We start from the raw sequence: 13,088 nt of genomic DNA, 5'->3' as shown, positions 1-13,088 counted from the left end.
CCCGACATCCGGTTTCTTAAAGCAATATGGCTATAAGTGGCAAACTTGCTTTTTAAAGCAGAAGAAACCAGAAAACTTATTCCAACAAAAATCAGTGATATTAAAAATATTGATGACATCTTTTATTGATCTTTTTTAATACTTGTACAAATTGCCTTCCAAATGACAGAAGGTGGTTCTGAAGGTTTGAAAAGTAATTTAAAGCGACAGAAAGTCTTGATTAATATTTTAAAAAGACAAATTGTCCCATAATTTCTTAAATAACCTTGTTTACTCCTTCTGTTTACCTTCTTTTTGGTCAATAAGGAGCATAAAAGTTATTCACAGGGATAAAAATTATTTTTGAAATGTGGGGCATATTTGTAATTTAGTGTCAGAATTTAATGGGTTAGTAAGTAACGGGGTTAGCATTCTTGCTGACCCTTTTTCGATTCTGTCCCATTATTTTCCGTCTTCACATCTCTTTTTCTCAAAGCGTCTCGCTTCAAATTACCTTTACTAAATGACTAAACTTAAGACTGCATATTTCTGTAGTAATTGTGGTTACGAAAGCGCCAAGTGGTTGGGAAAATGCCCGTCATGCAATTCGTGGAATACCTTTGTGGAAGAGGTAATAACAAAGGGGCAGGAAAAGAACGATAATGGTTGGAAAGATTACAATGCAGATAAGCGTAACTCAAAAACAATTTTATTAAATAAAGTAAGCGCTACAGAGGAAGACCGTATTTTAACTACCGATAGCGAGCTTAACCGGGTATTGGGTGGCGGTATTGTAGCTGGAAGTATTGTATTAGTCGCGGGTGAACCGGGTATCGGAAAAAGCACTTTGTTCTTACAGGTCGGCCTGCACTTACAGGGAGTTAGCACCTTGTACATAAGTGGTGAGGAAAGCGAGCAGCAAATTAAAATGCGTGCCGACAGGTTGAAGGCTTCAAACCAGGATTTCTACCTGCTGACGGAAACAGCGACCGATGTACTTTTTAAGGAGATAAAGAAACTGAGACCTCAACTAGTTATTATCGACTCTATCCAGACTCTGCATTCAAACTTTATAGAGTCCTCGCCAGGCAGCGTATCGCAGATAAGGGAATGTGCTGCAGAGTTTCAAAGATTTGCCAAAGAAACAAACACCCCGGTATTTTTAATTGGCCACATTACAAAAGACGGAACTATAGCTGGACCTAAAATACTTGAGCATATGGTAGATACAGTCTTGCAATTTGAAGGTGATCGACATTATGCATACCGAATCCTACGAACTATAAAAAACAGGTTTGGAAGTACAGCCGAACTTGGAATTTATGAAATGACAGGAGAGGGTATGCGAAGTGTAAGCAACCCTTCCGAAATTTTAATTACACAAAAAGAAGAACAATTAAGTGGAAGCGCCATTGCTGCAACTTTAGAGGGTATGCGTCCACTATTGATAGAAGTGCAGGCCCTTGTGACACAAAGCGTTTATGGAACACCTCAAAGAACAGTTAGCGGTTTTGATTTAAGACGACTTCAGTTATTATTGGCCGTACTTGAAAAACGGGGGGGCTTTCACTTTGGAGTAAAAGATGTGTTTATAAATATCGCAGGCGGTTTAAAGGTGGAAGATCCTTCTATTGATTTATCTGTCATTTGTGCCCTGCTTAGCAGTTTCGAGGACGTTCCTCTTCCACAAAAAGTTTGCTTCGCAGGTGAAGTAGGCTTAAATGGCGAAATTCGTGCAGTCAACAGAATTGAACAGAGAATAGCCGAAGCAGAAAAACTAGGTTTTGAAAAAATCGTTGTTTCCAAATACAACAAAAAAGGATTTGATAAAGAAAAAACGGGCATACAAATAGTGCCAGTAGGCCAGGTGCAGGAAGTATACCAGTTGTTTTTTTAATTAACGCACAATACTTTTAATTAAAAGTATTGTGCTGTCATGTCAACCATGCGTTCTGCCTTGGCAGATTTTATTCACCTTTTTTATCCCCACGTCTGTGCCGGCTGTGGTTCAGATATAATTGATATAGATCGTCAGCTTTGTTTGTATTGTATTTCTCAACTTCCATCTACCCACTTTTTTAACCAACCTGGTAACCCTGTTGAAAAGAATTTTTATGGTAGACTAAACGTAGTCAATGCAGCTTCTGGTTATTTCTTTACCAAACACTCTTTGATAGAAGCGGTGATCTACGAGTTAAAATACAAGGGAAATAAATTAATAGGATTTGAGATGGGCGAGCGTCTTGGACACCTTTTGGCAAATAGCCGTTTCAATGATATTGACATAATTATTCCGCTTCCCCTAAATGCCCAACGATTTAAAAAAAGAGGCTACAATCAAGCAGAGGTTTTATCAGAGGGTATAGGCTCTATCTGGAATAAGCCCGTTGTAGCTAACGCTGTGATAAGAAATGTAAACACCGAGACTCAAACCCATAAGGGAAGAATCTCCCGGTGGGAAAACATGGACGGGGTGTTTGCAGTTGCGGAACCTTCTATCATACAAGACAAACATGTTTTACTGGTAGATGATGTAGTTACAACTGGTGCATCTCTCGAAGCATGCGGAGCAGAAATATTGAAAGTTTCCGGCGCTAAAATCAGTATAGCAACTTTAGCTTATACCATTTAAGGCTTTTAATTTACTTTTGAAAGAATGAAACGCCTGGTTAAAGCTGTTGCTATTTTTCTATTTATATCTGTCTCTATCTTCTGCAATAAAACTTCTTTTATCAGTAGCCCCGATGCTTCGGTTAGCTTTTCGTCTGATACTTTACATTTTGATACCGTGTTTACCACAACGGGTTCGGTTACCCAATCATTTAAAATTTTTAACCTTAACGACCAGAAGTTGAGGCTATCAGAAGTAAAGCTAATGGGCGGTACAAGTTCTGCTTTCAAAATAAATGTTGATGGTACCCCTGGCGTTGGCTTCACTAATATCGAACTTCAGCCTAATGACAGTATCTACGTTTTTGTGTCTGTTTCTATCAACCCAAATACAGCTAGTCTGCCTTTTATTGTGAGCGATAGTGTACAAGTAAATTATAATGGCAATACCGGGTACATCCAGTTACAGGCCTATGGTCAGAACGCAAATTTTTTCAGAAACAGGCGTATCACAAAAGACAGTACCTGGAAAAACGATCTACCTTTTGTCATCCTTGAAGGTATAGCTGTTGACAGCAACATTACATTAACTATCGAAAAGGGTTGTAAAGTTTATTCGCACACAAATGCACCTTTTATAGTAAACGGTACGCTGAAAGTTAATGGCGAGGCAGCCGAAAATGCAAGGGTTACTTTTAGCGGCGATCGTTTAGATCCTGATTATCGTGCTCTTCCTGCCGCATGGCCGGGCCTTTTTTTCACCGAAACCAGTCACAACAATATTCTTAATTACACGGTAATCACAAATGCTTACCAGGGTATAATTTCGTTGCTTGGCATCAGCACAATCCCCAAGATTACTTTAAATCAATGCATCATTGATAACGTTTATGATGCAGGTATCATTAGTGTAGCAAGCAGTATCAAAGCAACAAATTGTTTAATCAGCAATTGCGGAAACAATATATCCATAGCTGGCGGGGGTATTTATTCCTTCACCCATTGTACTGTTGCAACTTATGGCAACCTCTTCATTGCTCACAAAAATCCTGTTCTCTATGTTAGTAACGGTTATCAAAACCAACTCGGCCCTTTGCTAGATGCCCGTTTTACTAATTGTATCTTTTACGGAGAAGGCGGAATTGCCGAAAATGAAGTCGTGATAGATAAGAAGGGTACGCCAACGGCTAATGAATTTAAAATAAGATTTGAAAATGTCTTGTATAAGAATAAGGTAAACGATGTTGATAGTTATTTTGTAAACCCCTTAAAGAATCAGCCGCCTCTTTTTGATAGCATTGATATTGGCCGAAGAATTTTCAATTTTCGTCTCCAGCCTGCTTCAAGGGCAGTTAATAGCGGATTAACAGCAACTGGAGTCACGGTTGACCTCGATGGAAAATTACGGGATACAAAACCAGATATAGGCTGTTTTGAATATTAACTAAAGTTGTTCGCTTAATTAAACTTTATTGCATATCATTTGTTCTAATCACTTAAACCTTTAAAATGAAATATTTTCTTCTTTTTGCAGTCGTATTAATTGCCTGTACTGCTGCTATACCTAAAGGAAAATTGAAAGACAAAGCATCCTCCAAAACAATACATCAATTTAAAGTTCCTTCTATCGAAGGCGGTACTATAAATTTTAAAAAATATAAGGGGAAAAAAATATTAGTAGTTAATACAGCTAGTAAATGTGGCTATACCCCTCAATACGAAGGCCTCGAAAAACTGTATAAAGAACATAAAGATAAATTGGTAGTTGTAGGTTTTCCGGCAAATAATTTTGGCGGCCAAGAACCTGGATCAGATGAAGAAATTAAGGAATTTTGCAAAGTTAGATTTGGCGTAACATTCCCGTTAGCCAGTAAAGTTGAAGTTGTTGGTGATAACACACACCCTTTATTTAAATGGCTAACAACGAAAGAACAAAATGGCGTTTTAGATGCGAAAGTAAAATGGAACTTTACAAAATTCCTTCTGGATGAAAACGGAAAACTGCTTGCTTCGTTTGATAGTAAGGTAACACCGCAATCAGAAGAAATTTTAAAGTATTTGAAATAAATGAAAAGGCTTCGAAAGAGGCCTTTTTTTATACCTTGAAACTTGTGTTCGCGATATGTACCTAGCTACCAAATAACCTTTTAGTCTGTTGTTCTTCAACTCCCTCTCTTTATTGGGCATTGATTGCGACGCTCCGTTCATCTCTGTATCTTTCTGCAACTAGTTTCCAATCTGCTAAAGGCTTTTCTTATTTTCCAGAGCTAACTACCTTACCCAAATGTTATTTTTTGCGCGCATTATCAAACAACGAGCATAACATACAATCGTTATGGGTAGCATCATTAGAGGTCATTTGAAAGTTCACGTGTTGACCAACTTCAGTTGCTTCTGGAAACGATCATTTACTTGATACCGCAAATACATTGTACTTTTTTCCGGGGTTTTGGGTTGCAACTATTTTCAGTGGCTGCGGAGTGTTTTGTATCTATAATTTGGATGACTAAGGCAGAAAGTGTTGTATCAGCTACTAAAACTTTTTTGAATTTTAATAAGTTTGCAACTGATAACTTCGCTGCTATGCTTTTTAAGGATGTTATAGGACAAGACAACGTAAAGCACCACCTGGCGGAAATGGTGCAGACCAACCGGTTAAGCCACGCCTTGTTGTTTTTGGGAAAACAGGGCAGCGGCGCACTACCATTAGCCCTGGCTTTTGCACAATATGTCGTTTGTGAAAAAGTGAATGGTAAAGCCGGCGCTGCACAGAGTGGCCCTTCCTTGTTTGGGTTTGACGAGCCTGTAGAAATAGCTAAACCATTATTATTTGATGCATGCGGCGAATGTTCAGCATGTAACAAGGCGAAGCAGATGGTACATCCTGATATTCATTTCTCTTACCCGGTAATATCAAAGAAAGGTGGCGATAAACCTAAATCGACCGATTTTATAGCAGAATGGAGAGAGTTTGTAAAGCAAAGCCCTTATGGTAATGCCTACGATTGGTTGCAATTCATTGGTGCAGAAAACAAGCAGGGAAATATTACCGCAGAAGAATGTCATGATATAATTCGGCAATTAAGCCTGAAAAGCTTTGAGAGCGAATACAAAATTCTATTGATGTGGTTGCCGGAGTACCTCGGCAAAGAAGGAAACAAACTTTTAAAACTGATTGAAGAGCCGCCGGCTAATACACTTTTTGTGCTGGTAGCAGAAAGTGAAGAACAAATACTACAAACCATACTATCAAGAACGCAATTGGTAAAAGTTCCGCTTTTAGAGGACTCGGAAGTTGAACAGGCTTTAATAGATAGAAATCAAACTCCACTAGACCAGGCCCGGTTAATTGCAGGCATAGCACAGGGAAATTACCACGAGGCATTACAACTTTTGCAACACTCAGAAGAAGACTGGCTGAGTTTACTTCGCGAATGGATGAATGCAACGCTGAAAGAAAACCAAGTAGCCCAGGTAAAATGGGTTGACGAAGTTTCGAAACTTGGACGTGAAAAGCAAAAGCAGTTTCTCAGGTATTATAATCACTTACTTGAGCAATGTGTACGGTTACGCATCTTAGGTCCTGCAAACCTTTCGCTGTCTGAGCATGAAAAAGATTTTGCGCAACGACTAAATAAGGTTGCAAGTGTAACGCAGCAGCAAGCAATATTAACCGAACTTGATAATGCTTCATATTACATTGAAAGAAACGCCAACGGCAAAATGCTGTTTCATGCCCTGACAATAAAAATGCTACATATCATACGCGACAAAGTGGTTGTAAGCGCAGCGTGACCAGGGTGTGGGTTTATACCAAGATACTTAACAGCCGACGTTATAGCACAAGGATAACCCTGATTATCAATACTGTTGCAACCTTTGTGACTTTTTATTCTTTTAAATTCATTATTTTTGAGTCGGAGAAGTCATATATAGTTATTTAAAGATTATATGTGGCGGAAGTTGAGAGAATATGTGAGCGGGCACTTTCGATGAAGGAAATGGGTTTATATTTTTTAATTTTTGGTTTTATAAAGTGTTTTTAGTTCAGTTTTATCTGAATAAATAAAATAAGGAAAGATAAATCCAGGCTTTTTTAGCATTACGCGAAAAAAGCGGACATAACCTACTTCAGTACAAGTGTGCGACGCAACAATAGCTGCATAAATACATTATGTTGGCTTCAAAACAAATCTCTCTCTCTTCAGTTTTCCATGAATTTATTTATTAATCTTTTTACGAATTAGAGATATGGGATGTGATAGTTGCGGAACGGCAAAAGGTGGAAAACCAGGCGGTTGTAAAAGTAATGGCGGGTGCAGCACAGGCGGCTGTAATAGAATGAATGTTCATGACTGGTTAATGAACCTTCCATTTAGTGACCCGGAAAGTACTTGTAAAATAGTTGAAATCAGTTTTAATCAGGGTAGTCGAAAAGAATTTTATAGAAATGCTACCCTGCAATACTTTGAAAAAAGTGAACTGGTAACTGTAGAAGGTGTAAGCGGTTTTGATGTAGGTGAGGTGAGCCTTAGTGGAGAACTGGTAAGAGTACAGATGAAGAAAAAGGGCGTGGATGAATTTAGCCCGGAGATTAAAAAGATTTTACGCAGAAGTACAGAAACAGACATTGCCAAGTGGCAGGAGAATAAGGTACGTGAAAAAGAGGCGCTGGTGCGTAGCAGGGCAATGGCAAGAACTCTTAACCTTGACATGAAACTGGCAGAAGTAGAAATACAGGCCGATGGCAAAAAAGCTACTTTTTACTATACTGCTGATGACCGTGTTGACTTTAGAGAACTTATAAGACTATATGCCGGAGAGTTTAAAGTAAAAGTAGAAATGCGCCAGATTGGGGCCAGGCAGGAAGCGGGAAAAATTGGAGGCATCTCCAGTTGCGGACGTGAATTGTGTTGTTCTACCTGGCTGACAGACTTTAAAAGCGTAAATACAACTGCAGCCCGGTATCAAAATTTATCCATTAATCAAACAAAGTTGAGCGGTCAATGCGGTCGTTTGAAATGTTGTTTGAATTATGAGCTGGATACTTACCTTGATGCTTTGCAACATTTTCCTGATAATGCTGACGTAATACATATTACCCGTGCTCCTGCATATCTTGTAAAAAAAGACATTTTCAAAAACCTGATGTGGTACACCTTGCCCGATAGTAATAAGCATTATCCGCTTACAATTGCCAGGGTGAAAGAAATTCAGAAACTGAATGCACAGGGATTAAAACCTGATGAACTGGAACCAGTTGAAATTGTAAGTTCGAAGCCTAAAGAAGTAGAACCTGAGTTTGTAGATGTGGTTGGTCAAATTAGTCTTCGAAGCCTTGAAAGAAACAGTCGTCGTCGCAAGGATAAGGAACAAGGCAGAGATGCCAGGGGCAATGACAGGCAAGGACCTGGAAGACCTAACGAAGCGCAGCAACAAGGGAATGCGCAGCAAAACCAGAACCGTCCTCCGCAACAAAACCCTCAAAGAAACAATCCTACTCAACAGGGAGGACCACAAAGGCCGGGACAAAATCCTAATCAACAAAGAAATGCAGGTAAACCAGCCGGAGCTCCTCCTCAAGGGAAACCTCAACAGCAAAGAGGACCAAACCAACAGGCAGGAGCGCAACAAAACAGGCCGCCTCAACAGCAGAGGCCACAGCGGCCGCCTCAGCAAAAGCAGGGAGAGCCGCAGCCGCAGCAGCCGAAACAACAACAAAGGCCGCAGCAGCCAAGACCCCCTCAAAAAGGACCAACGCCACCACCTGTGGCTGATTAAATAAAAAAGAGCCTGGCAAACGCCAGGCTCTTTTTTTTTAATTTCTTTGCCTCTTTCTACTTCTCCGTCTCTTTTATGTACTTCTTAATGGTAGTGTAATTTACCAGCCACAAAACAACAAGTATAAGGGCCGCCGCAACTACTGTATACCAGTCAATCCAGCTACTGACATACATATTCTGCTTTGATAAAAACGCTTGTAAAACATATTGAAGGATAGCTATTACCAAAAGGCAGGCTAATGTAATAACCGTGTTGGCCGGAAGAAACTGCTTCATAAGAAAACGCTGCAGTTGTGTAGGGGAAGCACCAATGGTGACCAATAAATTAATTTCATTTTTAGTAGAAGCAATGGTTAGCTGAATAAACAGTGAAAATACCAGCAACGCAAACAATAGCATTACGGCACCTGTAAGCCACGATGCGTTTACTACGGTATTTACAATTCTTCGATATTGACTAAATCTTGTTTTATCTGCGTCGGTTACCAGGTCGTTCGCTTTTAAATATTTAACCAGTTCGGGGTTTCCCGGGTCATTTGTTCTTATAACAACTCTTGAAGGCCTCACATCTCCCTGCGTTCCAAATTGTTTGTTAGCCAGGGCTAAAAAATTTTGAGGAACCAATACAGAAGAAATGCGGTCGCTGAAGCCAACCACTTTACCTGTGAACCTAACAGGCTGACCTTGATAAGAAACATTTAAAACTATAGGCAAAGCCATAACCATGCTTTGGGTCAGTTGCATCAGGTTTTGGGAGGGAGCAAAACCAAAATTATATAAGTCCAGAAACTGGTTTGGAATGATGAGCGGTATTGTAGTTGAACCGGGCTCCCATTTCCAATCGTTGCTTTTTACGTCGATAAACTCGTCTGGAACACTTTCGAAAAACATGTCGGTGTAAAAAGGAAACCGATCACTAGGGCTTTGGGCCGAAACTTTAAAGCGGCTTGCTGTAAGTAATCCGACTTTTTCAATAAAAGGTTGTCGTTTCAGCTTTTCAACTTCTTCTACGCTTAATACATTTTCACGGTTATTTCCATTAATGACTTTAGCGACCACCAGGAAATTTGCAATGCTATCCTGGTTGCTTTTTGCGTACAGTAATTCGTTGTAGTTAACCTGTATTTGTACGGCAGATAAAATAAGGAGCATAGCAATTGTTAGCCCTATGCCGGCCATGACAAACCGCCCCTTTCCAACACCTGTTCGGATGATTTTTTTTAATAGTTGATGTAGCATTTCCAGTGTAAAGGTTATAAGCTAAAGACTTGTGTGTAAGGAAAAAGAGAGTCTTCGTCAAGGTCAGTAAGCACAAAACCAGCTTTTCTTTTTTTGCATTCCATTGCTATTAGGTCTGCTGCCTTTCGTGTGTTTGCAATATCTAAGTGACTAAAAGGTTCATCCATTATCAACCATTCAAAAGGCTGTACCAGTGCGCGTATAATAGCTATTCTCTGCTGCTCTCCATAACTACATACTCCGGCTCGTTGATTTAGGATATGTGTAATTCCTAATAACCCTGCCATTTCATCAATCATTGCTGCTTCATAAAATGGTTGTTGCAAAACCCTGTTTAGCTCTATGTTTTCGCGTGCTGTCAGGTTTTCAAATAACCGTAAATCCTGGAATATGACGCTCACGTGTTGCTGCCTTAGTTTTGCAAGATGATCTCCTGATATATTCTTCAAGTCGCGGTTATCCCATTGCACCTCGCCTTCGTAGTCATGGCGCACTTTGTAAAGTATATTTAAAAGAGTGGTTTTTCCGGTTCCGCTTGGGGCAACTATCTTAATCCAGTCTCCTGCATCGAAAGTAATATTGGTATTCCAGATGTCGGACCGTCGTTGACTAAACTTTTCTTTTAATGGCACCGGAACCACTTGTTGTAATTGTATTTGCATTTTCCTGTTACTGTATTTTATTTTATCTACTGAGGTTGCATGTTAATTCCGCATTTAAAAAAACGCGAGCTCTGTTGCTATAAAAAGATGTGGTACAAGGGAGTGACACAACCAAAGTTGCATTTAAGTGCACTGCTTATACAAAAGAATTACTCAGTTGCATTAAAAATAACAACATACACTAAAGAAAAAAGGCTGCCTTGTTATTAGCAACCTTTTTACAATAATTATAAGATCTGTTTATTTTCTTTTCGCAGGTGTGGCATTAGATGGAGCCAATTCTGTAGCTGTGTCTATCTGTACATCGCCCCCTTCTTCTATTCGGCGTCCGGTTCCGGGTGCAAAAACAGTATCTATTTGAACATTGTCGTTATCAACCATTGCAGGCCCCCTCTTTATATTTTTACTTGCTGTTTCTATAAAGCTTAACAAAGAAGTAAGGCTGTTTTCTTTTTCGTTTTTAAAACGAAGTTCTCCATGCCCTTCCACAAATTTGCCATTAAAGTTTTCAGTATACATCTCCATGTCTTTAAAAGTTTCCCTGGCTTTTGGAAGAACAGCATTTGCCTGGGCGTTACCTGAAGTGTTTACTCCCTTTAAAATACTTTCGATGTTTACATAAGCCACTCCTGACTTATTCTTAAAGTCACTCATTACAGCTTTGTTCAAATTCGCCTTCTTCGACTTTGCCTTGTATTGGTTCAGTACATTTTCATCAGAAGCTATAAAAAGGTTTTTGTCGTCTACTATGACCTGGTAACCTATCTGCTGCATAGTTGGTGTAAGCCTGTATTGGTTGTTTGTTTTCACCAGCATTTGCATTTCTACAAGCTTGTCCATAAGCCTGCTCATTTGTACTTTATCCCCGACAGGTATGTTTACAATTAATTTAAGATCAGGAAGTGTACCGGCCCCCATACCCCTCATACTATCAGCGGCCGTCTTTGTTGCCATGTCAGAAACTACCACCGCAAAATCGCCTTTAATAGCTTTTAAAGCTTCCTTTAAAGTATAGTTGCTCCCCATCATTTTTGTGAGGTAAGAATCTACCATCCCGCCTACTTCCAGGTATTTCACCAGTTCGTTTATCAGCTCGGGATTGAACGAAAAAATTCCAAATGCATTTATATTATCTGAAGGATAGTTTTCAACCAGGGTTAGATCGGCGGTTGAACCAGAATATTTTTTTAGAATGTCTCTAAATGCAGCACTATAGTACGATTTAGAACTCATGGTTATTTTACCATCTTCGAAATTTACGTTAGCTGCTGTAAAACTGCTTGAAAACAACTCTTTTACCTTTGGCAGCGGAATAGGCAAATTCTCCATTGAAGCACTGGAGTTCACCCACATGCTAGCGTCGGACTTTTCCTGCATCAGATCCCTGAACTCAGGAATGGAAGCAACAGATTGATCTTCTTTAAGGTTAAAATTAAAAGCAATCTCAGCCTTCATATCATTTGTTGCATTAGGCGAAGTGCCTAAATTATAAGAGCCTGTAGTACTGTCATACTGCATATTCGAAGCAGAGAAAGACTTTTGATACGACATCATTATCACTACGTCTTTGCCCCACGCTACCATATTGTTGCCATGAATAGCAGCATAGCTGTAATCTTTTTCTTTTCGTACTTCACTTGCGGGGTCTTTCTTTTTAATGTATGCTTCCAGTTTACCTGCATCTTTCAATGCACCGATAACAGTTGTAACGGCCGTACCCGAACCACCCGTCATTCCTCCACCTTTATTTACCATAGCCACATAAAAATTCTCATCCATGTCAACTCCCGACGCCTTAATGTCCTCCCACTCCTGCTTGCCTTTATTAATTGTAGTGTCGCTGCCACTTATCGATCTTATAATGTTTTCAATTGTAGCCTGGTTCTTCATCAGCTTAGCCTGCAAAGATTTCGTGTTGATGGTTGCAACAAACACAGCATTTTTAGGAATATACTTTGTCTGTGGAGGAACTGGTTTTTTACAAGAAGTAATAAAGACTACCGAAAGCAGCAACAGCATGCACAAGCGAATCGATTTCATAAGCGTCTATAGTTTTAGTCTGACGAAGATAATCGGTTGAAAAGGATTTAGGAAGTTTTGACCCTTATTAATGATAGACGGGAAATGTAGATAGACAGCTACCTTTATAGAGGAATTTTGGGTTAGCCCTTTTGGTCCGAAGAAGATTTAAAAGATGTGTATCAAAGTTTTGTAGCCAACTTTTTGCAGTGATCAACATGGTTGTGTCACACCCTTGTACGCTATCTTTTCATGGCAGCAAGATCTACGTTTGCAGCAATATACTCCTTACAAAACGATGGATGAAGCCTAACAACTTCTCCGATCATTATAATTGCAGGGTTAGACAGTCCTTCATATTGTGCCCGATAGAAAACATCTTTTACCTTACCAATAACCATTTTTTCTTTATCAGTTGTGCCGTCCTGTATAATAGCTACAGGTGTCTCGCTTTTGCCATGTTCTGCAAAAATTTCCATAATTGCTTCAAGCTTGCTCATAGCCATTAATATAATAACTGTAGCGCTTGATTGAGCTGCCAGCTTTATATCCCCGGAAATTTCTCCTGATTGAGTAGTGCCCGTAGTAACCCAAAAGCTTTCATTTATACCACGACAGGTTAACGGTATCATTTGAGACGCTGGTACAGCAAGCACACTGGAAATGCCTGGAATAACTTCCACCTCTATACCGGCTTCACGTGCCGCTTCAATTTCTTCCATAGCGCGGCCAAATACAAAGGGGTCTCCACCTTTCAACCTCACAACCCGACCATGCGACCTCGCATACTCTATTA

10 protein-coding genes are annotated in these 13,088 nt (G+C 39.7%); 6 read left to right on the top strand and 4 right to left on the bottom strand.

Annotated elements, in window-relative coordinates; all coding sequences use genetic code 11:
- The first annotated feature begins 502 nt into the window (after positions 1-502).
- The 6 genes from radA to ricT all read left to right on the top strand — a co-directional run bounded on the left by radA (position 503) and on the right by ricT (position 8,370).
- A complete protein-coding gene (gene radA, locus JWR87_RS02695) occupies positions 503-1,876 on the top strand; it encodes a DNA repair protein RadA (RefSeq protein WP_297815270.1) in 1,374 nt (457 codons plus the stop codon).
- Between the two features lie 39 nt (positions 1,877-1,915).
- Positions 1,916-2,611 carry a phosphoribosyltransferase family protein gene (locus JWR87_RS02690; RefSeq protein ID WP_297815266.1) on the top strand — a complete coding sequence of 232 codons (696 nt, stop codon included), beginning with the start codon at positions 1,916-1,918 and terminating at the stop codon, positions 2,609-2,611.
- A 24-nt stretch (positions 2,612-2,635) separates the two neighbouring features.
- Complete coding sequence (locus JWR87_RS02685) at positions 2,636-4,033, top strand: choice-of-anchor Q domain-containing protein (RefSeq protein ID WP_297815262.1); 1,398 nt, start codon at positions 2,636-2,638, stop codon at positions 4,031-4,033.
- A 65-nt stretch (positions 4,034-4,098) separates the two neighbouring features.
- On the top strand, positions 4,099-4,656 hold the full coding sequence (locus JWR87_RS02680; protein WP_297815260.1) for a glutathione peroxidase: 558 nt from the start codon (positions 4,099-4,101) through the stop codon (positions 4,654-4,656).
- Positions 4,657-5,091: 435 nt separating this feature from the next.
- Positions 5,092-6,384, top strand: a complete 1,293-nt coding sequence (locus JWR87_RS02675) for a DNA polymerase III subunit delta' (RefSeq protein ID WP_297815257.1) — start codon at positions 5,092-5,094, stop codon at positions 6,382-6,384.
- Positions 6,385-6,840: 456 nt separating this feature from the next.
- A complete protein-coding gene (ricT, locus tag JWR87_RS02670; protein ID WP_297815254.1) occupies positions 6,841-8,370 on the top strand; it encodes a regulatory iron-sulfur-containing complex subunit RicT in 1,530 nt (509 codons plus the stop codon).
- Between the two features lie 56 nt (positions 8,371-8,426).
- Here ricT and JWR87_RS02665 read toward each other — a convergent pair whose 3' ends face one another.
- The 4 genes from JWR87_RS02665 to JWR87_RS02650 form a co-directional block, all read right to left on the bottom strand.
- On the bottom strand, positions 8,427-9,611 hold the full coding sequence (locus JWR87_RS02665; protein WP_297815252.1) for an FtsX-like permease family protein: 1,185 nt from the start codon (positions 9,609-9,611) through the stop codon (positions 8,427-8,429).
- 14 nt (positions 9,612-9,625) lie between these two features.
- The gene (locus JWR87_RS02660) at positions 9,626-10,273 is read right to left on the bottom strand and encodes an ATP-binding cassette domain-containing protein (protein ID WP_297815250.1); all 648 of its coding nucleotides are present in this window, start codon (positions 10,271-10,273) and stop codon (positions 9,626-9,628) included.
- Between the two features lie 240 nt (positions 10,274-10,513).
- Positions 10,514-12,313: a DUF4836 family protein gene (locus JWR87_RS02655; protein WP_297815248.1), complete on the bottom strand. Its 1,800-nt coding sequence runs from the start codon at positions 12,311-12,313 to the stop codon at positions 10,514-10,516.
- A gap of 221 nt (positions 12,314-12,534) precedes the next feature.
- On the bottom strand, positions 12,535-13,088 hold a 554-nt coding region (locus JWR87_RS02650), incomplete at its 5' end, for an SAM-dependent methyltransferase (protein WP_297815246.1).

The organism is Segetibacter sp. (assembly GCF_025963695.1).
Taxonomy (GTDB): domain Bacteria; phylum Bacteroidota; class Bacteroidia; order Chitinophagales; family Chitinophagaceae; genus Segetibacter.
The sequence above is the reverse complement of the archived record's forward strand: the minus strand, read 5'-3'. Positions and strand labels throughout refer to the sequence as shown.